General features: G+C 60.0%; 15 protein-coding genes. 14 read left to right on the plus strand and 1 reads right to left on the minus strand.

All coding sequences use genetic code 11. The features are described from left to right. Positions 1-435 precede the first annotated feature (435 nt). A complete protein-coding gene (locus H6G62_RS06065; protein WP_190493222.1) occupies positions 436-1,113 on the minus strand; it encodes a hypothetical protein in 678 nt (225 codons plus the stop codon). Positions 1,114-1,884: 771 nt separating this feature from the next. Here H6G62_RS06065 and H6G62_RS06070 point away from each other — a divergent pair. The 14 genes from H6G62_RS06070 to H6G62_RS06135 all read left to right on the plus strand — a co-directional run bounded on the left by H6G62_RS06070 (position 1,885) and on the right by H6G62_RS06135 (position 22,974). Then, positions 1,885-2,430, plus strand: a complete 546-nt coding sequence (locus H6G62_RS06070; RefSeq protein WP_190493223.1) for a hypothetical protein — start codon at positions 1,885-1,887, stop codon at positions 2,428-2,430. Between the two features lie 70 nt (positions 2,431-2,500). Beyond that, positions 2,501-2,836: a hypothetical protein gene (locus tag H6G62_RS06075; RefSeq protein WP_190493224.1), complete on the plus strand. Its 336-nt coding sequence runs from the start codon at positions 2,501-2,503 to the stop codon at positions 2,834-2,836. Then, on the plus strand, positions 2,784-5,597 hold the full coding sequence (locus tag H6G62_RS06080) for a hypothetical protein (protein ID WP_199324779.1): 2,814 nt from the start codon (positions 2,784-2,786) through the stop codon (positions 5,595-5,597). Before H6G62_RS06075 ends, H6G62_RS06080 begins: the two co-directional genes overlap by 53 nt. Then, positions 5,594-6,316: a hypothetical protein gene (locus H6G62_RS06085; RefSeq protein WP_190493225.1), complete on the plus strand. Its 723-nt coding sequence runs from the start codon at positions 5,594-5,596 to the stop codon at positions 6,314-6,316. The genes H6G62_RS06080 and H6G62_RS06085 overlap by 4 nt, the downstream gene beginning before the upstream one ends. 40 nt (positions 6,317-6,356) lie before the next feature. Further along, positions 6,357-7,454, plus strand: coding sequence for a hypothetical protein (locus tag H6G62_RS06090; RefSeq protein ID WP_190493226.1), 1,098 nt, complete (start codon positions 6,357-6,359; stop codon positions 7,452-7,454). Positions 7,455-7,495: 41 nt separating this feature from the next. Next, the gene (locus H6G62_RS06095) at positions 7,496-8,230 is read left to right on the plus strand and encodes a hypothetical protein (RefSeq protein WP_190493227.1); all 735 of its coding nucleotides are present in this window, start codon (positions 7,496-7,498) and stop codon (positions 8,228-8,230) included. Beyond that, positions 8,230-9,750 (plus strand): TrbI/VirB10 family protein, encoded by a 1,521-nt coding sequence (locus H6G62_RS06100; RefSeq protein WP_190493228.1) that lies wholly within the window; start codon positions 8,230-8,232, stop codon positions 9,748-9,750. Before H6G62_RS06095 ends, H6G62_RS06100 begins: the two co-directional genes overlap by 1 nt. Continuing rightward, a complete protein-coding gene (locus H6G62_RS06105) occupies positions 9,747-10,472 on the plus strand; it encodes a hypothetical protein (RefSeq protein ID WP_190493229.1) in 726 nt (241 codons plus the stop codon). Before H6G62_RS06100 ends, H6G62_RS06105 begins: the two co-directional genes overlap by 4 nt. A 94-nt stretch (positions 10,473-10,566) precedes the next feature. Beyond that, positions 10,567-12,204: a M23 family metallopeptidase gene (locus tag H6G62_RS06110; protein ID WP_242051853.1), complete on the plus strand. Its 1,638-nt coding sequence runs from the start codon at positions 10,567-10,569 to the stop codon at positions 12,202-12,204. Positions 12,205-12,215: 11 nt separating this feature from the next. Beyond that, positions 12,216-12,734 (plus strand): hypothetical protein, encoded by a 519-nt coding sequence (locus H6G62_RS06115; RefSeq protein ID WP_190493231.1) that lies wholly within the window; start codon positions 12,216-12,218, stop codon positions 12,732-12,734. Continuing rightward, positions 12,734-14,464: a type IV secretion system DNA-binding domain-containing protein gene (locus H6G62_RS06120; protein WP_190493232.1), complete on the plus strand. Its 1,731-nt coding sequence runs from the start codon at positions 12,734-12,736 to the stop codon at positions 14,462-14,464. The genes H6G62_RS06115 and H6G62_RS06120 overlap by 1 nt, the downstream gene beginning before the upstream one ends. Positions 14,465-14,474: 10 nt before the next feature. After that, on the plus strand, positions 14,475-14,876 hold the full coding sequence (locus tag H6G62_RS06125) for a hypothetical protein (RefSeq protein WP_190493233.1): 402 nt from the start codon (positions 14,475-14,477) through the stop codon (positions 14,874-14,876). Further along, positions 14,861-16,876 (plus strand): hypothetical protein, encoded by a 2,016-nt coding sequence (locus tag H6G62_RS06130; RefSeq protein ID WP_190493234.1) that lies wholly within the window; start codon positions 14,861-14,863, stop codon positions 16,874-16,876. Before H6G62_RS06125 ends, H6G62_RS06130 begins: the two co-directional genes overlap by 16 nt. Positions 16,877-16,878: 2 nt before the next feature. Then, positions 16,879-22,974, plus strand: coding sequence for a strawberry notch C-terminal domain-containing protein (locus H6G62_RS06135; protein WP_199324780.1), 6,096 nt, complete (start codon positions 16,879-16,881; stop codon positions 22,972-22,974). Positions 22,975-23,073: the final 99 nt, after the last annotated feature.

A 23,073-nucleotide genomic window follows, 5' to 3' on the forward strand; every position in this document is an offset into this window, starting at 1 on the left:
AAGCCTATCGACCTTAGGTTGAGAGCCTCATCAGAGTTATCCCGTTCCTGGAGCTTGTTTGACGTCTCCTTAGGATCATGTTCGATACCGGGTTCGAGGTAGTGAGTCTGAATGCGACGCTCTCATTCAGCCCTATATGAACCATGCTTTTTAGCCCAGCCCTTTAGCCTACGTAGGCTGTTCTGCATCACGACATCTCATCACATGTTCGCTTTCGCTGTCCATAGAAACTAGCTTGGAGGGATTCCCAGTTAGGCTCTGAGTGACCTCCGTTACATCCCGCTTCACCAATTTGATAACCAATCGCCTCAGTGGGGATGTTGCTATCTGTACTCACCCTACAGGTTGGGGATTTCACCCAACGTCAAGCTCCAAGTTGTCAAGGTTCTAAACCTTGCCGTCCATCCCCCGTTTTCACGGTTTCGGACGAACGGGTCACACGGCATCGATACAGGCAAACCGGACGCGCTGCTCCTGGCCCCCACGCTGGGCCGTGATGGTATCGCCGTCGGCCACCCGCACCACCGACCAGGTTTCTGCGCCATCGGGTACACCCTGAGCCATGGGCTGACTGATGGGGGGGTGGCGTAGAACCTCATCGCCCCCTGAGTGCCACGGTTCATGCAATGGGGCACTATCCCTAAACTCAGGACTACCACTATCGGAATCAACCCACGCATCGCCTACTGCTCCGGTTAACTGCTCCAACTCCGCCACAATCCGGGCCTGGGTAAAGCCCATCTCATCCCTGCGGGCCTCCAGGTCTGCCGTGCGCTGCCACACCGAAAGCATGGTGTTGGTATTGCCCTGGCCCATGCGATAGCCCACCTCCATCACCGCCTGCTGGTGGCGCTGGGTGACAATCTGCGTATCCAACAACCCAAGCTGTCGGCCCACCTGCTCGTACTGCAACACCTGATCCACCACCTCGCGGGTAAGGGCGGTGGCCACCTCCTCACGGCGGCGCATCAAGTCAGCGGCCTGCACCTCCAGGTCGGCAATGGCTAAACGGTTGCGTTGCACATCGCCCCCGCCAAACAGGTTTTGCACCAGGCGTAGGGGCTCCAGGGTAAGATCGTCCGTCTCGGCGTAATCAATGCGGTCTGCGGCCACCGCTAGGCGTTGCTCCAGGATAGCCAGTTCTCAGTTCTAACCAACGGCTAACTCAGGCGGCATCGCTAGGCCAGTTGTCGAACTGTCCAGGCACAGTAGCGCAGTCGGGGATAGATTCGCGGTTGCACCACGCAAACCACCTGCTTTGGCACATAGACCTGTTGCCGCCGAAGCTCACCTGGCCGTCCTGCTTCACGGGTGCATCCCAGCAGTAATAGCTGATGTAAGGACTCTTGCGTTGAGGATTCCTAGGCCGTGTCTTCAACCCAACCCTTGATTAGTTTGCTTACCATCGCTGGATGACTCAGTTCAGAAAAACTGATTAAAAAAGGGGAACTTAAGATATTATTTTACGTCGCCGCTGAGAACAAATAGATGAATTTCGATGTGAGTTATGGCGTATCGAAGACTAGCTTTTCTCACTTATGCCAATAATTTATTCTAGTCTATTGAAGAACGATGCCCTGTTTAGTTAGAAAAGGGGGATGAGTGATTTAAGTTCACATCAAAAACTTGATTAAAATCAAGCAACGTTACAGAATCAACCCTGATAGGGGCTGTCATGTATAGGCTTTAGACATCGCTTTGAGTCAGTTTAGTCGGTAATTGTTCGGTTCGTTTGTTTTTCTCCGTTGTCAGAAAATATTGTTATAGTGAAGCCATCCTAGGCGATCTTTGTGGAGCACGTTATGCCCTAGTGGGCACGCGAGTGGTGTGAACTGACTGAATCAGGAGATTAAAACCCTCAGTCAAACTCAACCCCTTGAAATCATGAAAATGCTTTATTTCTTTCCGTTGATGGACAAGACGATTGGACGAATCACTCGTCCTCCCAATCCATCGCTTCTTCCCATTGCCCTGGTGGCTCTGGTGTTCGATGCGGTCATCCATGGCCCTGCTCTACTGATGGTGCTGGCCGTGGCTGGCATAACTGGGCTGACCTGGATGAAGGAGGTAGCTCCTTTGTCGCCTGTGCCTCGGCGTGTGTCCCAGGGGATAGGCCGCAAAGCGGGTCAGACCTTGGGCCTTGGGCTGCTCTGGCTGATCACGATCTTGGCCTATCCGGCCCAGGCGCAGTTCTTCGGTGGGGCAGAAACCTGGATGACCAGCGTCTTTGGGGCGGCGGCGGGGGAGGCCATTCCCCTGGTGTTCAACGTGCTGCGGGGCTTGTTTTTGCTCTATGTCGGTATCTCGCTGGTGCGGGTGATTAACAGCGCCCGTAATGATGAGGACTGGCAAACCATTGCCCGCACGCCGCTGATTATCATCATTGCCGTCACCGCTGGCGATATTTTGACGACGCTGATCACCGGCTAGGACAGGCTGGGCGTCGATTCTCCAATACAGGGTGTTGGTTTTACCGTTCTTTTCGCACGGTGAATGGCGGATGGCCGCTCAATTTCGTTCCGTGAACACCATTCTGGGGGCGCAACCTCGGCTTGGCCCCATCCCGGCAGACCAGATCATGCCCTGGTTTTGCATTACGGGGGCGTCCTACCTGTTGGGCCGGGGGCTTAACCTGACCTGGATTTCGACGGGATTTATTGCCGCCTGGGGCATGTCTACCTGGTGGATTCTCACCGGGGGGCGGAGCTGGACATTCACCGCAAAATTTGTGCCGACTCCGACCTGGAGTCGTGGCTATGCCCGCTACCTAAGGTTTACCCACGATGAAACAGCCTATCGGCAAACACCGCCTCAAGCTGGGCGGTCAATTCGTTAGTACGTTGACGCCCTTTGAAGATGCCCTCCACCTGGCGGCGATGCTGCGCATTGAGTTGCGGGGACGACAGGTGGGAGCCTACGTGTTAACGAAAGGTAAGAACCGCGAACACCTCTGTGTGGTGTTTGGCTTCGATTGCCGAGGACTCCACAACACCCTGACCGATGAGCAGGTAGAAACGGTCTTGGGCCAGTTGGAATCGGGGCTGAAGGACTTACCCCACGGTGAGCGACTGACGATTCATCTGGGGTCGTTCTCGTCGGACAGTCAACGCCAGCAGGATCTTGCGAATTTGGCGGGTCGTGCGCCCAGTGCGGCCCTCAAGTTTCTCATCACCGCTGAACGGGCCAGGGTTCAACACCTGACCCAGCAAGGCTTGCGTAAACCGAAGTTCCTGCGGTTGTACGTCACCTATACCGTCCAGGGCGGTGCCGAAGGTGCCCAAGACGTGATTGAACGGGTGATTCGCAAAGCGGAAACCCTGTGGAAGTCGTTTACGGGAGAGGTGCAACAGGCCAAAAATCAGCGCTTGCAAACGGTGCTGACCAAGGCATTTACCGATGGCTTTTTGCGATGGGAGCAGGTGCTTTCCACCAAGATGGGTCTGACCGTGAAGCCGTTGGGGGACGACGAACTCTGGAACCTGCTGTGGCAGCGCTTTAACGCCAGTGACCCCATCGAGATTCCCCAGCTCATCACCCTGAAGGAGGACGGTTTGCATGAGCGGGTGACATCGGAGACCCACAGCACCACGCTGCTAACGCGGGCCGGGGTGCCCACTGCCGGGAAAGCCTGGGTCAAGGTGAAGGGGCAGTATGTGGCCCCGCTGACGTTTCTGGAAAAGCCGGGGGGCTGGGCCAGCGCATCGGCCCAACTGCGCTACCTGTGGGAGATTCTGGCCCGCGAGACGGTGGCCGATACCGAAATTTTTTGCCAGCTCACGCGGGCCAACGAAACCCTGGTGAAAACCACCGTGCAGCGGATGCTGAAGCAGTCGAACCTGACGGCCACGTTGGCCGAAGATAGCCATTCGGTGGATGTGGCCGCTGAGCTAAAGATGAAGCGCTCGATTGAGGCCCAGGAGGAACTGTTTGAGGGGGCGATGCCGCTCCATACGGCGGTGGTGTTTTTGGTGCATCGGCCCACCCTAGAGCAGTTAGATGAAGCCTGCCGCTATCTCCAAAGCAACTTCCGCCGTCCGGCCTGGGTGGAGCGTGAAATGGACTACGCCTGGAAAGTGTGGCTGCAAACCCTGCCCATTGTCTGGGAATCGCTGATGGCCACGCCCTTTGGACGGCGACAGCTCTATCTGACCAGCGAGGTGCCGGGGCTGATGCCGCTGGTTGTGACCCAGCCCTGCGACCGGAGCGGCTTTGAACTAATCGCCGAAGAAGGGGGCCAACCCATCCATCTGGATTTGTTCAACCAGCACCAAAACCTGGGCCTGTTTGCCACCACCCGCGCCGGGAAGTCTGTCCTGGTTTCTGGCATTTTGACCCAAGCCTTGGCCCACCGCTTCCCGGTCGTGGCCCTCGATTTTCCCAAACCCGATGGTTCCTCAACCTTCACCGACTACACCCAACTGGTGGGTGGCGCGTACTTCGACATCTCCCGCGAGTCTAACAACCTGTTTGAGCTACCGGATTTGCGTCATCTGCCGGGGGACGAGCGCAAAGAACGCCTCGACGACTTCCAGTCCTTCCTAGAGTCGGCCCTGCTGACGATGATTGTGGGTTCTGGCACCCATAGCTCGGTGATGACCCAAACCATCCGCTCCATTCTGGTCTTGGCCCTCAAAGCCTTCTTGGCCGATGCCTCGATTCAGCGACGCTACCTGGAGGCCATGGAAGAGCGGCTGGGTTCAACGGCCTGGAGCCAGATGCCGACCCTGGCGGACTTTCTCGGCTTTTGCACCCCCGACAAGCTGGATCTCAACCAAGTTGGCGGCAACATTGAGGCGGCGCTGAACATGATTGAATTGCGGCTGCGGTTCTGGCTGGCGAGTCGGGTGGGGCGGGCGATTTCGACCCCCTCTAGCTTTCCGACCGATGCCCAACTGCTGGTCTTTGCCCTGCGCAACCTCTCCAACGAAGAAGATGCCGCCGTGCTGGCCCTCTCCGCCTATGCCGCTGCCCTGCGACGAGCCCTGGAAGCCCCAGCCTCTATTTTCTTTATTGATGAAGCCCCCATCCTGTTTGAGTTTGACGAAATTGGAGCCTTGATTGGCCGACTCTGCGCCAACGGAGCCAAAGCGGGCATGCGGGTGATCATCTCCGCCCAAGATCCCGATACCGTCCATCAATCGCCCGCCAGCGCCAAGATATTCCAGAACTTGACCACCCGCCTGATTGGCCGCATCCAGCCCATGGCGGTGGATAGCTTTGAGCGCATCCTCAAATATCCCAAGCCGATCATCAGCCGCAACGCCAGCGAGAGCTTTTTTCCCAAGCGCGAGGGGATCTACAGCCAATGGCTCCTCGACAACAACGGCCTCTACACCTACTGCCGTTACTATCCCGCCTTTGTCCAACTGGCGGCGGTGGCCAACAACCCCGATGAGCAAGCCACACGGGATTTAGTCCTACGCCATGCCCCGGATCCATTCACGGGCCTAGCCGAATTTGCCCGCCTGCTGGTGCTGTCGATTCAGTCGGGGGAACCGCTTTCGGTGATTACAGAGCGCTGGTTCGCCGAGCGCAATCCTCACCCCGAAGTGCCCTTGTCGTCCTTTAACTCCCTACCCACTGGAGGTCATTCATGAAGACTCGTCGTCGTATCGCCCTCACCTCTATCCTGGTCACGACCTTGATGGCTGCCCCTATCAGACCTGTGGCCGCATCCCAGGTGGACAACACCTTCACCGATATTTTTAGCCTCTTCCGCCAGTCCTTTGAATCCACCAAAGCCTATGTTGAGCAAACTATCGCCGACTGGATCGCCCCCCTGCCCGGTGATCTTCAGGGCGTGATCCAAACCACCCTAGGCGACTTGGGCCTGATGGATCCGAACCAGGTACGAGCGGCCATCACCGAAGAACTCACGACCACATTGGAGCGGGACTTGGTGCAGTCCGATAGCCTCTATGCCAGCCTTGAACTGGCCAACGAAGTTGACCGCCAGATGACCCGTGCCCAGGTGGATGCGGTGCTGGGTCAGGGGGGACAAGCCGCCACCCGCGACAAGATTACCTGGATCGAAGACACCATCGGTCAGGTGCAACAACATGCCGACACGGCCCAGACCGCTGTGTCTACCCAGGCGGCGATCAAGCAGATGGCGCAGCAAAACGCCCGCCAGTCAGAAATTCTGGGGGCGGTGCAATCAGAACTGCTGCAATCTCGACAGGACGCTCAGTTGACCAACCTCAACCTGGCCAATATGTCGCAAAACCTGGATCAGGAGGCCCGCGCCCGTCGCCTGCAAGCCTTGGGCAATGCCCTCGACACCCTACAAATTAGCGCCCAGGCCCGCTTGTTCTAGACGTTGGTTCGTCATGACACCACTTTGGATGGGAACCACCATGCCGCTGCTTTGGCCCACACCGCCCCTCGCCCAACTGCCCCGCGACACCGCCGACATTCTGGAAGGCGGGCAAGTCGCGTCGGAGGCGGTGGCCGAAAGCTGGAACCAGCTCTGGGACAGCGTACTCCAGGGTGGCCTTTACTTTGCCCTGGCGCGGGTTGGGGTGCTGTTTGCCGTGGCGACCCTGCTGCTGTTTATGACCCAGTGGACGCGGCAGATGGTGGAAGGGGAAAGCAGCCGTGCCTATGCTGATTTCATCTGGCCGCTGTTGGTGATTGTGCTGCTGTCGAACAACGGTGAGCGCCTAGCGGCCATCACCCTCGACATCCGCAACTACATCAACCAGGTCAACCAGGACGTCTTGGCCTACACCGCAGCCGATATTGGCTTGCAAGAAGCCTACCAGGCCGCCGTCCTAGAGGGTTCGGTCGAGCAGACCATCATCCAACGACGCAACCAGTGCTACGAACTGCAAAACCCCGAAGAACGGGCAACCTGCATTGAGCTAGCGGCCATTGAAGCCCGCGAATTTATCGAAGCCTACCGCGCCAGAACTGGCAATCCCAATGCCCTCTCGCGGGCGCTGGAGGCGGCTCAGGCCGGGGATAACCCCCTAGATTCGGGGCTGCGGTTTGGCGGGGCACTGATGGGTTCAGGCTTTCAGACCGTTACCCGAGGGCTGCTGATGGCCCTACATATTGCTTTCCAGTGGCTGATTGAAGCGTCGTTGTTGCTGACCGCGACCCTGGGGCCGCTGGCTGTGGGCGGTTCCTTGCTGCCAGTGGGAGCCAAACCCCTCTTCGCCTGGTTGACGGGGTTCTTTTCCTTGGCCATCGCCAAACTCAGCTTCAACATTCTGTCGGGCCTGGTCTCCCTGGCGGTGCTGAATGCCGGGGATTCTCACCCGCTGATTGCGCCCTTTTTCCTGGGCCTGCTGGCTCCGATTCTCTCGTTGGCCCTGGCCTCCGGTGGCGGCATGACGGTTTTTGGAGCCTTAACCAGTGCCGCTGGTGTGATTGCCGGGACAGGGGCCATGGGTGGCATTGCTCGTTCCCCTGGCTACTCCGCCAGACGGCGAGCCTATCGTCGCCGTTGACTCCACTGACCCTACTCATTGCACGGATAAGGATAGATGCCATGGTGCAGTTGATTGAGAAACGCAACACCCACTACCTCCCGCTGTTTGTTCTAGGCAGCGTGGGCCTGCAAGTGGTGATCCTAATGGGTCTGTTTTTTCAGGCCAGCGCCTTGAGCCGCCTCAGCCGCCAGGACGTGCCCACTCTGGTACAGATGCGCGATGGACAGGCCATTCGAGTTAGCCCTTTGGGATCTCGGGAGCGTACCCCAGAGACCATCCGGCGCTTCGTGAATGACACCCTGGTGCTGATGTTCAACTGGAGCGGTAGCCTGCCTGCCACCACCGCAGAAGAGGCCACTCAACCCAGGGCTGACCCCGGCCTGCCGATTGAGGTGGAGCGGGGCAAGCGCAACATTGCCACCGCCAGTTGGCAGGCCAGCTTTGCCCTATCCGAAGACTTCCGCCAGGACTTTTTGAAGCGAGTCGCCGAACTCACGCCACCGGGAGTTTTCACAGGCACCAGCCAGGTGGTGATGGTGATTAACCACGTCGGCAACCCTGAGTCCGTGGGCGAGGGCCGCTGGAAAGTCGCGGTGGTGGCCCATTTGTATGTTTTCAACGACGCCAATGCCCTAGGACAGGCGATTCCCTTTAACCGTGAGGTGTTCGTCGAGGCCGTCACCGCACCCGCCGTGCCCGATGGCGAGACCCCCTTAGAGCAGGCCATCTATCGCATTCGCCAAACGGGCCTGCAAATCTATGCCATCCGTGAACTGGAACGAGAGGACTTGTAATGACTACGCCTAATAATCCGTGGGATGACCAAGCCATGGCCGACCTGGTCGGACTCCACTCCCCGGCACCAACCCTGGATTCTGAACAAGCGGAGGTTGTGCCACCGCCCGATCCCCCCTTGGACGGGGAACCCCTGCTGGATCGTGAGGATATGGAGCAGCCTGCCGTAGGGGTGGGTCAGCCCAGGCTATCCCTGGCGGCGAACCCCTTCACCAAGCTGGGGGTTGTGGCCGCTGGGACGGGCCTCGTCATTGGTGCCCTGGCCGTGTTTACCAGCGGGGTGATGAGCGGTGGCGACGTGCCTACCGAGGAAACCCGGCAGGCAGATTTCCCGGAGCCGATGGTCACAGAACCCGAAGTGAGTGCCACCGATGACCGGGGCCAACTGCTGACCGATTTAGCGATGGGACGCCAGCAGGCCGAACTGGAAGCCTTGACTCGCGAAGAACCCCCAGATCAGGAGGTGCCTGCCGTTCAGGAAATCTCCGCGCCTGCGCCATCGCCGCCACCCCGGCCACCCCAGCCGATAGCGGCCCGACCCATCCCGGCCCCGCCACCGCCGCGACCGACTCCAGCACCATCGGTGGTTGCCCCCCGGCCTGCGATGCCGCCACCGATGGCCCGACCCGCTGCGGCTACCGTTGATCCTACGGAGCAATGGCTAGCGCTGTCTCAGTTAGGCAGCTACGGCCAGAGTCTGGCTTTACCCCAGACGGTGGCTGCACCTGCTTCTTCATCTAGGACAGCCGAGGCCCAGATCGCCATCGAAGATCCCTCGCCTATCGCTACACCCGTGGCGCAACGCCTTACTCCACCCCCAATCCCATCCCCATCCCGCGACATTAACCATGCCGAGGAATCGGCCATTCTCCAGGAGCTACCGATAGCCGCCGCTTCGCCGTTGCCGTTGCTGACGGGTACCCAAGCGCCAGCCGTCCTTGAAACACCCTTGATCTGGGCCGCAGAGACAGACAGCCCTCAAGTGATTGTGCAGTTGACGGAACCCCTGTTGACGGCTGCTGGAGAGGTGGGTTTACCCGCTGAAACACCCCTGGTGGTGCAGGTAGAGGCGGTGGCGGATAGCGGGTTGGCGCAACTGGCGGTGGTCTCCTTCATCCAGTCGGGGCAAGAGATTCCACTATCGGCGGACACCCTGCACCTGCGCGGGGTAGAGGGCACCCCCCTAATGGCCCAGAAGTATGACGACCCAGGCCGAGACATCGCCCGCATGGATGCCACGATGGCGGCCATGGCCGGACTGTCGCGGGCGGCAGCGCTGGTGAATCGGCCCCGCACCTCCTCGGTGGTCACGTCTGCGGGCGGTAGCGCTATCACCCAGGACACCGGAGAGGCCAATCTTCTGGCGGGCGTCCTCGAAGGCGCGTTTGAGCAGGTATCGGGACAGATGGCCACCCGCAATCAGGCCGCCCTGGATGAGATTTTGAATCGCCCCGTGGTCTGGTATTTGCCACCCGGCACCGAGGTGGAAGTGTACGTCAATCAAACGGTAGCGCTATGAAAATCCTTTGGACACCCTGGATGGTGATAGGGGCGCTTGCTCTGGCGGGTATCGCCGCTCCATCGGCCCCAGCTCAGTCCGTCTATTCTGTTGCGGCCAGTCATGCTCAAGGGTTAACGGGCCGTCAGTCCCCGGTTATTCACCTGTGGTCAGGCTATGGCACCAACCTCAGCTTTATCCCCACCAACGAACGTATTGTGCGGGTCTGGCTGGATGATCCGTCCCGCGTCGCCCTTGATTTTGATGAACCGCTCTGTCCAGCAGCGGCCTCAGACTGTGTTTCGGGGTCGCCCTCGGTGATTCATCTGCGACGCATTGAGGGGCTGACTTTTGAGAACCTGCCCAGGGCTAGCGGCACCCTGTTGACGGTAATGACCGAGACCTCTGGAGGAGAGCGACGCCTCTACAAATTTCGGATTGCCTTTGGTAGTGGCACACCGGACTATCACACCGTCGTGGTTAACCCGTCCTCCCCGATTCATCCGCTGCTGGGGCCAGGGTACGTGCGCCGAGGGCTCCAGGTCGCTGAGGCCAGGGGCTTCATTCATCCCAACCAAGACCTGTGGAACCGACTGCAAACCTTTTTGCGGCTCACCCAGGACGGTCTCACCGTACCTGCGGCGGCTGAGCAGGCCGGGGTGTCCTCTGAACTTCTGATTCGATTGGCCGAGTGGGGGGCGAGTGCCCGCGATGACCCGCCCTTGAGATCCACCGCTCGCTAGTGTCTTCACCCAGGTGACAGCTATGACCCCATATGTCTTGAGACGCAGGCGATGGTGGCCTGTAGTTGGGATTCTTGTTTTCATTTTGGCCCTTATGCTGCATGGCGGGCGCTTGTCTTCGGCCCAGGCCAGCCTTCAGCCCGGTGCTCCGGTGCCTGTCCTGCAAGACCCCTTATTGGGCACGAAGCCCGACTGGGTGCAGATTACCCTTCGCACCCTCCCGGCGGTGCTGGAATCCGGTTCCTTTGAGGCTCCAGCGAATCTGATTCGCCTGCTGGGCTACGACCCCTCGCGGAGGTGGCAAGCGGGACAAACCGCTGACCAGTACATGCAGCTCGGCGATTTTCAGGATAGTTTCCAGCTTCAGCGCTTCTCGCTGGCTGAGATTGCGGCCCTGGTGGGGCTGGATTGGCCTGCCCTGCGGCTGGTGGATGTGGCCCTAGTGGCGTGGCAGACCCTCGGCGATCTCGTCCAGGCGTTACCAGATTTAGCGAATCGTCCGGTGGCGTCGGTGCCCCCCATTGATGACCTGCTTCAGGGTCAAGTGGATCCGCAAACCACTATTGCCGAAGTGCTTCAGGATGAAACCTTGGCGGAACTCCGACTGGGCGAACTCAACCTAGAGCAGTACGGTCTGACCGATATTCCAGGGTTGATGGAGGCTCCGCTGGAACGCTTCCGCGACTGGCAACAGTCCGTGATTGACCAGGTGCCGGGGTTGGCGGATGTCCCCTTTACTAACTTTCCCAATCCCATCGTGGAACAGGGCGTGGTGGTGGGCCGGGTGGACGTGGTGTTTGGCGCAGCGGAAGGCAACCGGGCGAACACCATCAGCGGCAGCTATGTGGAGGGCTTTAATGTGCCCTGCGAGGCCAACTGCGCCCACCTGGAAATCGGACAACCCACCTTGGTGGAGGGCACCCAGTGGGTGTCTGGCCGCTATCAACAGGTGCGCGGAGGACGAGGAGCCCTAGCCACGGCCAACGGCGGGCTAGAACCCACGGGTCGCCACCCCTTTGGTAATGCCTTTAAGGTGGTGGTGCTCGACACCGATGAAGCTTCCGGTACGGCTGAAACCGGGTTGTATTTCCGCCTTTGTACCCGCAACCTGTTTGCAGACTTGGGCTGCACCCCCTACTTTATCGGCCCCATTCCCTGGTTGCCCGTGCAGGAAGAGGGCATGGTCTTCTTGGGGCAAATCAAAGAAGGGCTTTCCACCACGGATTCAGCGGTTGCCGCCACGGCCAAAGGTATTGACCCACAGACTGGCCAACCCAAAGCGGCATCGGAACCCGCCCCAGATCCCCGCCATTCAGGATCTCCGGGGGCGACGGGACGGCTGATCCACCCCGCACCGGGCTATGGCGTTACCAGTAGCTTTGGCTATCGCACCCACCCAATTCATGGGGATCGCCGTCTCCATAGCGGCACCGATTTTGGCACCCCTACTGGCACCCTCATTCGAGCAGCGGACGGCGGACAAGTCACCTTTGCGGGGATTAGCGGCTCCCTCACCAGTGGCTACGGCAGGCTCGTCATCCTCAACCACGGCAATGGTTTAGAGACCTACTACGCCCACCTGCAAGGCTTTTTTGTCCAAGCGGGCGACATCATCGCCCAAGGTGCTCCGGTCGGTCGTGCCAACAGCACTGGCTGGTCAACGGGGCCGCATTTGCACTTTGAGGTTCGCCAGGGTGGCCAGCCTCAGAATCCCATGAACTATCTCAGCTAAGGAGTGAAGTGATGCCATTGAACCGCACGGTCGTTGCTGGGTTAGCGGGACTCTGTCTCCTGTTGGTTGGGCTCATTTCCGCCGTGGGCCTCAACCTCGCACGGGCCTCGGATCCGATTCCAGCAGCGGCCTATGACTGTTTGCCGCCTCAAACCCAGATCACCAAACTCTGGGGGCTGGTGGAAACCGACGCGGGCCGCTATGCCCTGATTGGGGCTGGGGAAGGCGAGACCTATCAAGAAGTGCTGATTTACCTGGATCCCCAATCTACCTGTCGGTTGCTGCTGCCGGAGGATGACCCGGTGCTGAGTCACTACATTCCTCTGGACTTGGCCCGCGAGTTAGCCCTCCATCGCTACACCCAAGTCCTGCAAGAGCAGGGCGGACGCGACGCCTATCAACAGCAGCTCACCGAGTATTTGATGGCCGCGCCCGAAGGCACCCGCAGCCAGTTTCCCCCGGAATACCTTTGGGCACTGGAGCAACTGGGCCTGGAACTGCCGCCCAATCACTATGAGGTACTGCCCTAATGCGTTACTACACCGAACATTCCCCCACCTTGGGGCAGATCGACTCGACCGCGACTCAGTCCGTGGCGCAACTTATGACCTCCCTCCAGTCCCGCCAGGGGCTGACCCTGCTGGGCTGCGCCGTGGTGATAGCCGCCTTCTCGCTGATGGGCCAAGGCAAGAAAGGTAAGCTGGCCACCAGTCGCTTTGGGGGAAGCCCTGAGAAAGGCGCGGCCCGTAAACGAGCAGTACGCCAGATGCAGGAGCGCAAACGCAATGCGGTTTCCCTCTACATCGGCCAGCCCACCCGCAAGAAAGATGGGAAACCCCTGTATCTGCCCGACCTCCAGCGGGGCGTTGCCGTGTGTGGTGGGCCAGGTTCCGGCAAAACCTTCAGCATCATCGACCCGCTGATTCGCTCGGCCCTCGACCAAGGACTGCCGGTGATGATGTACGACTTCAAATATCCGACCCAAAGTGCCCGCCACGCCGCCTATGCCGCCAAGCTGGGCTACGACGTGCGCGTGCTGGCCCCTGGCTTTCCCGAATCTGAGGTGTGCAACCCCATCGACTTTCTGCGCAGCGAATCCGATGCCGAGATGGCCCGCCAAATTGCCACGGTGCTGAACAAAAACTTTCGGCTGATGACCCAAAGCACCGAAGACGGGTTCTTTTCCGCCGCAGGCGACCAGCTCACCGAAGCCCTGCTGATGCTGGCCAAGTCCACCCCGCACCCCGACATCATGACCGCCCAGGCCGTGTTGAGCCTAACCAACCTGGGCAACCGGGTGGCAGCGGCCCAGGGGATGAATAGCTGGATTCGGGTGTCCTTCAACCAACTGATTGGGGTCAAGGACGCCGAGAAAACCGCCAGCGGCATTGTGGGCAGCGCCAGCGAGACCTTCACCCGGTTCATGAAAGAAGGGGTGCTGGGGGCGTTCTGTGGGCATACCTCCATTCCCCTCGATTTAACCGGAAAACAACTGCTGATTCTGGGGATGGATCGGGAGCGGCGGGACGTGGTAGGGCCACTGGTGGCCACGGTGCTGCACATGCTGGTGACGCGCAATGTGGCCCAGCGGCGGTCAGATCCGCTGATTGTTGCCATTGACGAGCTACCCACCCTCTACCTACCCACCCTGGTGCAATGGCTGAACGAAAACCGAGAGGACGGGCTGGCGATCATCCTCGGCTTTCAAAACCTGGTGCAGCTCGAAAAAACCTACGGTCGTGAACTGGCCCGCGCCATCCTGGGAGCCTGTGCCACCAAAGCGGTCTTCAACCCCCAGGAATACGAAGCGGCCCGCATGTTCTCAGACTTTTTGGGGGATGAAGAAATCCAGCACAAGCAAAAGTCCCGCAACCGGGGCGGCGGCAAAACCAGCACCACCATTTCCGACCAGGAACGCACCCGCAAACTGTTTGAACCCAGTCAGTTCCTCCGCCTGCCACCGGGCAAATGCATCCTGATTAACCCCGGCTTTACCTCCCGTGGAGAAGCGGCCATCCCGATCCAGCAGACCATCAAAATTCCCCAGGCCGACGTGCAAGCCAGTGCAGGCAGCGAAGCTCTGTGGCCCAAAATCCAGGCTCGCTTGGTGCGCCGCAGCCCCCAGCAAAAACCGACAACCGACGACCTGGAACAACGCCGCCAGATGGTGGAAGCGTTGCTGCCGGAACCCCAAGCCCCAGTCAACTCCGCCTATCCCGACCCCGCTGGCCTGATCGACAAATACAGCAGTTTGCTTTAGGAGACCTCTGATGACGACCACGATTCAAGCCCCGGACTCAGTGCTGGCCCAGATTCTACGAGCCAAGCTACCCGATGCCACCGTGACCGCCCTATTGGTCTATCCCACCCTCGCCGCCGACCTGGTGCCCGTGCTGGAACAGCCGCCCCTCAGCCCAGACTATGTGCTGCGCGAACTGGAGGTGCGCTTCGACGATGTGACGGTGTTGCTCTGGCGGGATGGCCAGCTTCAGGCCCAGTGCCCCGATGTGGACATGGACTATACGCCAACCCTGGTGGAGTGGCTAATCGACGGCGATACCGCCTACCTCACCGTTCACGGATTGGAGGTGATTAACCGCATCAAAACCTTGCCCCTGATGGATTTGGAAAGTCTAGACCCCCTTAAGGAGGAACCATGCAATCCCTTGTAAACCCTGGCGAAGCCAAACAAATTGAGCAGGACTATGCTCACACTACCCTGGCCTCTAGCGAGATGGCCGCTGCCACTGCCCAAGCCACCGCTGAAGCGATTCAGGCGTTTATTCAGAGTCTCCGGGAACGCCTCCGAGCGGCCCAACCATCGGAACAAGACCCCGAAACGGAGGCCCAGGCACCCCAGGCGGATGACCTGATGGACGATCCCCCAGCCCTAGCGGAACCCATCGAAATCAAGATGGGCCGCGAGATTGTTTATCGTGAGGGCTATGCCCACAAGGATCCCGTTAATAAGCTCAATGCCAACACGCTGAAGCTGCTCCGAGCGGCGGTTGATGCGCCCCAGCCAGCGGGCGCAGAGGCCACAACGGAGGTGAAAGGCACCATCAACATCAAGGCGGGCGATGAGCTGGTTTACCGGATGGGCAAGGGGGCTGTTGAGACGAATCGCTTCGCGCCTATTCCAGAATCCTCGGTCGAAGCGGTCGATCTAGCGGTTAATCAAGAGGTACTGACGACAGAGACCGATCAACCTAGTCAGGCCGATGAGCCGTCCCCTGCGGTTGTTCAGGCAGCATCAGCGGTCGAGACATCTGCCCTGCCGGATGAATCTGAACCAGTAATGCCGGAGCCTATGTCCGCCGTGGAGGCTATGCCTGAAGCCGACGTTGCCCCACCCGATCTGCCCATAGAGGTGCCTCAACCTGCTAGTGAGACAGTGTCTGCCGTCCCGCTGGCTTCCACACCAGCCGTCCCAGAGTCAGCGCCGCAGATCCCGGATGAAGTCACAGATCAGGTTGCTGCACCTCAGACTCCCTTGGTCAGCAGTCAGGCCGATGAGCCCTTACCTTCGGTTGTTCAGGAAGTATCAGTGGCAGAGGATCCCATTCGGCTGGATGAGCCTGGACTTCCGACCCCCCCGGCTGAGGCTACGTCCGCTGTGGAGACCGTGCCTGAATCCGATGTTGCCCCGCCTGTTCTGACTACAGAAGTCGCCCAACCTGCTAGTGAGACCGTGCCCGCCGTTCCGCTGGCTTCCACACCAGCCGCCCCAGAACCAGCGCCTCAGACGCCGGATGAAGTCACGGCTGAGGTTGCCGAACCGCCCCCTGTGGCCAGTGCGCCCAAACCCACCCGAGGATCTGCCCAGCCCTTGGCGATGGCTGCTCCCAAAGTGGTCTCCATTCTGGACGTGCTGGAACGCCAAGCCCAGTCCGTGGCGGATTCTAAAACCCGCCAATGGATGCAGCACACCACTCGACTGATGCAGCGGTCATCCCAGCAGTTGACGGAACGGGTAGTGGCCCTGGCGGCGAATATTCGCAGTCGGCAGGTGGCCTCGACGGCGGTGGACTTGCTCCAAGCCTATGGCACCACCTACCGCCCCGGTCGTGGTTTTTACGTCGCTGAGAACTACGTGATTAAGGCCAAGGGCCGCATGGTCACGGTTTCAGACCGGGAAGGCGTGGAACTGATGACCGCCCGCAAAACCCGCTGGGGGCTGGACATCCTCAAAAACGACATGGTGCCGTCCCAAGAGGCTGACTTTATGAAAGCCCGCCAGCAGGTTCAGATTCAAGGGGTGGCGGGGTTGTCTCCCGATCCGCCCATGCGGGTACGGCAGTTGGGCAACCTGGCTCCCGCTGGAGATCGGGGCATCACCCGCGATCTCACCGCCCTGGCCCTGGCAAAGACCGCCCGCAAACTGCTGGAGGTCACGGGCAGTCGGCCCAACGTGAAGGGCAAGCGGGTGTTCCAAGGGGGTAGCCAGTACCGGATTGAGGAGACCCCCAACAGCCTGAAAATTCAGGCCGGGGAACGGGGCCAGATTCTCAGCATCGACAACGGCAAAATCAAGACCGACCTTACCTCCAAGGATGTGGCCTATTTCCGTTTCATTGACCGGGAGCTGAGCCAGGACTTGCAGCTCCACGCCGCTGCTAAGGTGATGCCCCTCACCCGTCAGCCCCGCCCTGCCATGGCCATGGGTGAGTAGCGATGGCGACGGCCCAACAGCAGATGGTGAACCACTTCACGGCCCAATTCCTGGGGGGTGAAGGGTTTGCCACGATTACCGCCGCTCGGCACCAGGCGGCGCAGGTGTTGGGGATGCCCGTCTCCCCCGGTACGGCCCTGGCTAAACAGGTGGATGAAGCGGTAGAGGGGGCGGTGGTGCGAGCTGCCCAGGCCATTCTCCAAACCTCGGCCACAACCCACGACGCCTATGAAAGATTGGTGGAATTGCACCAGCGCCAGCCCGCCCTCAAGGTACGCTCGTCCACCAGCGTGTTGCAGCAAGCCTACAGCACACCGATTCCCATCGCCTACCTCGCCTCGGCCTTGGCGGGCATCACCCCATCCACCACCGTCTACGAACCCGCCGCTGGCCATGGAGCCTTGCTGGTGGGAACCGACCCCACCCAAGTGACCGTCAATGAACTCAATGCTGACCGGGCCGCTGATCTGCGGGCTCAAGGCTACACCGTCACCGAGTGGGATGCGGCGGAGTATCGGCCTGAACGTCCTCATGATGTGGTGATCACCAATCCGCCCTTTGGGGCGGTGCGCGATGCCCAGGGCCAACGACAGCGGTTTCGATTACCCGGCGATGGCTTGAGGACAACCCAGATTGATCAGCGGATTGCGCTCCATGCCCTAGGGGCGATGAAAGACGATGGCCGCGCCGTGTTGATTCTGGGGGGTAAGCCAGGGATAGCGGAGGATCTGCGGTCTGAGCGCTATAACACCCTGGAAAGTCGAGGTTTCTTCTATGCCCTCTACCAGCAGTATGTCGTTACCCAGCACGTTTCCCTGTGGGGAGACCTGTTCCATAAGCAGGGGGCAGGCTTCCCCGTTGATGTGATTGTGATTGAGGGCCGAGGACGGTCTGCCCGCCCGCTACCCGCCGCTGAGGTTCCCGCCATCTATCGGTCGTTTGCTGATCTCAAGGAGTTGATTCCCCATGCCCCTATCCACCCTACCCGTGTCGCCCTGGACGTACCCGTTCATGGGCCGTCAGTATCCCAGCTTCCCCCACCTCTGGACACAGGAAACCCTGGGCCTGCTGTTCATCGTCAAGGTGCCGCCCGACCTGGAGTACCTGAGCGAATCGACCTACCTGGATCTGATGCAAACTCGGCTGGATGGCCTGATTCAGGACTGGGTCGCCGAGACCACGCAGGCGGAGACGCAGCAGTTGTTGGCCAGCACCCTCAGTTCGCTGGACTCGGCTCAGGAGGTACCGCTGTTGGAACCGGACGAGGATCCGGGCTTCGCCCTGGAGCAGTGGCGGCAGCAGTGGGCCGAGACCTTGATTCTGCACAACTGGCGGTTTCAGGAACGCCTGCGCCACTACGGAGTCCGCTTCCCCGTCCGGCCCGTCTCGACCGACTACCCCGACTATCGGGATTGGATCAGCCTCCACGACGAAACCACGCTGGAGGCATGGCTGGCCGAACTGACGCTGTAACCTTTCCCCCGGAACGCACCATGAATACCCCTCTTGAAACTGGCGAGGCTGCGGCTCCGTCGGCAGACACCTATGATGTTCAGCCTCGGCAGGTGGCCTATGTGCCCAAAAGCCGGGGCTTTTCAACGCAAACTCTGATTCCCTTCAATATGGCCAGCGCGGCCCAGCAAGCCCTAGAGCGCTTCGAGCAGCAGCAGGGCGACATTGATGAATACCTGGCCACTCGCCTCGGCTATGGATCCGTGGCTGAACTGCACCAGTATTTCAGTGCGGAACAGGTGGATGCCTCGGCCTTGGCTATCAGCAATCTGGAGCGCGGGGCGGGGTTTATCACGGGCGACCAAACGGGTATCGGCAAGGGCCGCATCTGCGCCAGCATCATGCGCTATGCCCAACAGCAGGGAAAAATTGCCCTGTTCATCACCAAGGACAAGCCCCTCTACGCCGACATGATGCGCGATGTGGGCGATATCGGGATGCGGCGATTTACGCCCTTTATCACCGATAGCAGCACCGAAATTCCCCTCGCCAATGGGGCCGCCCTGAAGACTGCCGGGGCCGCCAAACAGCAGGCGGAAATGCAGGGGATGATTCAGCGGGGCAACCTAGGCCGCTACAGCGCCGTCTTCACCACCTACAGCCAGCTTCAGACCGTCGGCAAGAAGGAACCCCTGCGGCGTACCTTTCTCCGACGCATGGCCCCCAACGCTATTTTGATTCTCGATGAAGCCCACCAGGCCGGGGGCAGCAAGGGCGGATGGAAAGAAGCGGGGCCACCCGACCGGGCTGATTTCGTCCGAGAGTTGATCGACCTGTCGTCGGGGGTGTTCTATTCCTCCGCCACCTATGCCAAACGGGCCGATGTGATGGATCTCTATGCCCGCCGTACCGACTTGCGCCTAGGGGTCAGCAGCATGACGGCGCTGGAGAATATCCTTACCCGTGGGGGTGTGCCGCTTCAGCAGATTGTGGCCAGTAAGTTTGTGGCCTCTGGGCAAATGCTGCGGCGAGAGCGCTCCTACGAGGGCATTTCGTTTCATGCGAAAACTGTGCCCGTGGATCGAGAGGTGGCGGACGACTTTTCAGCGGCAATGCGGGCGATTAAGGACTTCGACCGGGCCAAGCAGAAGGCGGTGAAGGCGATTAGCAAGGAGGTGAAAGCCGAGGCCAAAGCCCTGGGAGAGGATGGGGCGATTGGCGATGTGGGAGCCAAGAGCACTAACTTCACCTCCTTAATGCACAACTGCATCGAGCAGGGGCTGCTGGCCCAGAAGGCGGACGCCACGGTGCAGGAAGCCATAGCTGCCCTGGAACACGGTGAAAAGCCCGTGATTACAGTGGCCAACACCATGGGCAGCTTTATCCAAGCCTACGCCGAGTCCCAGGATTTGAGCCCTGGGGACGGGATGAACCTGTCCTTTGGGGATTTGCTGGAACGCTACCTGGAGCGCTCTCGGGATGTGGTGGTCAAAGACTATCGAGGCCAAGCCACCCGCTTTCGTCTCAGTGATGAACAACTGGGAGAAGAGGCGGTGCTGGCCTACGAAGAAGCCCTGGACAGCATCCGCGAGGCCGACTTTACGGGCATTCCCATCAGCCCCATTGACTACATCGAACAGCAGCTAGAGCGGGCGGGCTACCGGGTCAGCGAAGTGACCGGGCGCAAGTCAGGGATTGAGTACGGGGCCGATGGATCCATGGCCTACAGGATGCGGCTGGGGGAAGCAACCACCGCCAAGGGCAAAATTGACGCCGTGGCCCGGTTCAATGCGGGGGAGGCCGATGTTATCCTCCTGAACTGCTCCGGCTCGACCGGGATTTCCCTCCACGCCTCCGAGAAATTTGCCGACCAGCGACCCCGGCACATGATCGTCGCCCAGGCCGAGCGGGACATCAACGTGTTTATGCAAATGCTGGGGCGGGTACATCGCACCGGACAAGTGGCCCTGCCCCACTACACCCTGCTGATGGGCGACCTTCCGGCAGAAAAAAGACCGGGGGCGATCCTCTGTCGCAAGATGGCCAGCCTCAATGCCAACACCACAGCGGCGCGGGAGACGGATATTTCCCTCAACACCGTGGTGGATTTTATGAACCCCTACGGCGAGCAGGTGGTGATGGAACTGCTGACCGACGACCCCGAACTGAATGCCAAGCTCGACTTCCCCGCCGCCCAAGCGGAGAACGATGCCTCGGACATTGCCCTGATTAAGCGCGTGACGGGCCGCATTCCGCTGCTGCCCATCGCTGAACAGGAAACGGTCTATCGCCTGATTGAATCGGAATACCGAGAATTGGTGGATCAGGCGCGGGCGATGGGCGAAAACATCCTGGAGGCGGATCAGCTTGACCTGGAGGCTCGTCCCCTGGCCCGGATGGAGGTGATGGCCGACGACAGCGAGACCGCCAGCGAGTTTACGGGGCCAGTCTATCTGGAACTGGTGGAGGCCAAGAGTGATCGCAAGCCCCTGACCCAGCTTCAGGCGATTAACGTGGTGCGAGAATCGGTGGGGTTGACGGCGGTGAAAACGGTGGAGGCCCACGACGCTGAAGCCCTGACTACCCAGGCGAGACAGCAGGCCGCCGCCGCCCTTACCCAGCTCGAAGCGGACACCGAGCGCTACCGACAGGCGACCATCGCCCAAAAGCCGGACAGCAAAGCCATCGAGAAACTCAACGACCGTGTAGAGCAGCAGGTGAGGCAGGTGGCGAGCGTGTTGGAAACCTTTGTGCCGGGGACGCCCCTACGGTTGGTGACGCCAGCCAGCAAGACCATTCTCTACGGCGTGGTGGCGGGGGCCGATACCAAGAAACGTTCCGGTAGTCCGGCGGCTCCCAATCGCTGGAAGTTGAGAATCTTGGTGGCAGATGCGGCCCGACAGATTACGGTGCCCTTCTCCAAGTTCAACACGGGGCGAGCGGGGGCGGTGGATGCCACCGTGCAAACCGAAGATTGGTTTGGCAACAACGTCTATGCCCTGTTCGATAAGCAACAGGAGGTCGGACGAGTCAACCGCCAGATTTTCACGGGCAACCTGATCAAGGCGTTTGAAAAGTACTCCAACGGCAAGCTGGTGAACTACACCGACTACCGGGGCGAGGTTTGCCAAGGGCTGATTATGCCCAAGGACTTTGACATTGAGTCGGAACTGACCAAGGAACCCGTGGCCTTCAAGGAACCTAGCCAGGTGTTGGTCTTCCTCACCGACCTGACGAACCGCAAAGGAGCGGTCAAGAACCTCGACGAGCGATTACGCCTAATGCCCCAGCAGGTAGAGGCGGGCTTTATCCTGCAAGTGCCTCGGTCGAAGGAGTCAGGCGGTCGATACTACCTGGATGAGGCATTAATTGCAGCGGCGGGGTCGGATTTCTATTCCGTGGCCGACCGCATGGAGGTGGTCATCCCGCCAGAGCGCATCGAGCAGGTGCTAGGGGTGGTGATGCACCAGCGAAATGAGACCCTAGCCGCCTTCGAGTTTAAGGAAGTGGCACGACAGTTGATGGGGGTCTCGCTGCCGACCTTAGAAACGGTGACGGTGGAACCTGTGAAGCCTCCAATGAACCCTCAGCCAGCGGTGTCTACCGCAGAAATCCCTGCGATGCCAGCCCCCGGTGTCGCAGAGACTCCCGATTCTGAACCTGAACCTGTGACGGCGACACCGTCTCCAATCCCGCCAGACCTGAGCGCAGCCCAGCCTGGTGATAGTCCCACGCTCCTAGATTCACCCCCGTTGCCTCCCATGGGCCAGCTCGAAAAGCGAATTCTGCGGTTCCTGCGCAAGGCTGGATTAGAGCAGGAGGTGATGGGAACCCAGGAGTTTCATCGCCGCATCGAGAATGAACCCTTTATTCCGCTGGTGGTCGAGCGCCAGGGAAATGAGTTGTACCTCACCCACTACCTCACTCAAAACGGCGATATGTTCATCGACTCGGAGATGGTGTTTCGAGTGCGGGGTGAGGGGCACCTGGAATTTAAGGAGACAGCCGTGCAGAGTCTGCGGGGTGGAGAATCTCGACAGCCTGACCGTGCCTTTGCCCAGATTTTCTCCAAAAACATTGTGCAGCAAGGGTTTGCCGAGGCCGCTCAGGCTCAGGCCCAAGCCCAGGCCCAGGCAGAACCTCCGGTTGAGGCGGTTGAACCCGTGGATGAGCGGGCTTCGATGCGGGCCGACCTCTGCCAGTATTTGGACGTGCAAGCCCAGCACCCAGGGGCCATCGTCCTGGTGCAGTCACCGGATCTGAGGTTCTATGAGGCATTCCTGGAGGGCGTGCAGCCCTTGACGGAACACCTGGAGCTGATCGCCACCCGCGTAGCCTCTGGGGTGCCAGCCCTGGGACAGGTACTCGCAGCAGGGTTTCCGACAGAACGTCTGCCCCAGTATTTAGAAACCTTGACCCAGCATGGAACGGTGGTGGTCGCCGAGGGAGCCGGAACCCTCTCGGTGCATCCCCATCAACCCTTGGCCCCAGCCCTGGAAGCCTCTGCTCAAGAGCTAATTGACACGGTGGATCCGCCTCAGCCGCCAGATGTGCAGTCCCCAATCCCTGCGGTTGAAGCACCTGATGTGCAGATTCCAGCGCTACCTACCCCGGAAGCCTCGGCCCCAGCGGCGGTTGACTCCTAGTCCCCAATCCCTGCGGTTGAGGAACCTGAATTTCAGATCCAATCGCTGTTTGACCTGGGGCATCTCAACGGAGCATCCCCTAACGGCCAGAGTTCTGAT

It is taken from the genome of Phormidium sp. FACHB-1136 (assembly GCF_014697375.1).
GTDB lineage: Bacteria > Cyanobacteriota > Cyanobacteriia > Phormidesmidales > Phormidesmidaceae > Nodosilinea.

What these genes read in the sequence shown, in the direction of transcription:
- H6G62_RS06125 (WP_190493233.1), top strand. Translation starts at nt 14,475, where the DNA reads ATGACGACCACGATTCAAGCCCCGGACTCAGTGCTGGCCCAGATTCTA.
- H6G62_RS06075 (WP_190493224.1), top strand. Translation starts at nt 2,501, where the DNA reads ATGGCCGCTCAATTTCGTTCCGTGAACACCATTCTGGGGGCGCAACCT.
- H6G62_RS06115 (WP_190493231.1), top strand. Translation starts at nt 12,216, where the DNA reads ATGCCATTGAACCGCACGGTCGTTGCTGGGTTAGCGGGACTCTGTCTC.
- H6G62_RS06080 (WP_199324779.1), top strand. Translation starts at nt 2,784, where the DNA reads ATGAAACAGCCTATCGGCAAACACCGCCTCAAGCTGGGCGGTCAATTC.
- H6G62_RS06070 (WP_190493223.1), top strand. Translation starts at nt 1,885, where the DNA reads ATGAAAATGCTTTATTTCTTTCCGTTGATGGACAAGACGATTGGACGA.
- H6G62_RS06090 (WP_190493226.1), top strand. Translation starts at nt 6,357, where the DNA reads ATGCCGCTGCTTTGGCCCACACCGCCCCTCGCCCAACTGCCCCGCGAC.
- H6G62_RS06085 (WP_190493225.1), top strand. Translation starts at nt 5,594, where the DNA reads ATGAAGACTCGTCGTCGTATCGCCCTCACCTCTATCCTGGTCACGACC.
- H6G62_RS06130 (WP_190493234.1), top strand. Translation starts at nt 14,861, where the DNA reads ATGCAATCCCTTGTAAACCCTGGCGAAGCCAAACAAATTGAGCAGGAC.
- H6G62_RS06095 (WP_190493227.1), top strand. Translation starts at nt 7,496, where the DNA reads ATGGTGCAGTTGATTGAGAAACGCAACACCCACTACCTCCCGCTGTTT.
- H6G62_RS06105 (WP_190493229.1), top strand. Translation starts at nt 9,747, where the DNA reads ATGAAAATCCTTTGGACACCCTGGATGGTGATAGGGGCGCTTGCTCTG.
- H6G62_RS06100 (WP_190493228.1), top strand. Translation starts at nt 8,230, where the DNA reads ATGACTACGCCTAATAATCCGTGGGATGACCAAGCCATGGCCGACCTG.
- H6G62_RS06135 (WP_199324780.1), top strand. Translation starts at nt 16,879, where the DNA reads ATGGCGACGGCCCAACAGCAGATGGTGAACCACTTCACGGCCCAATTC.
- H6G62_RS06110 (WP_242051853.1), top strand. Translation starts at nt 10,567, where the DNA reads ATGCTGCATGGCGGGCGCTTGTCTTCGGCCCAGGCCAGCCTTCAGCCC.
- H6G62_RS06120 (WP_190493232.1), top strand. Translation starts at nt 12,734, where the DNA reads ATGCGTTACTACACCGAACATTCCCCCACCTTGGGGCAGATCGACTCG.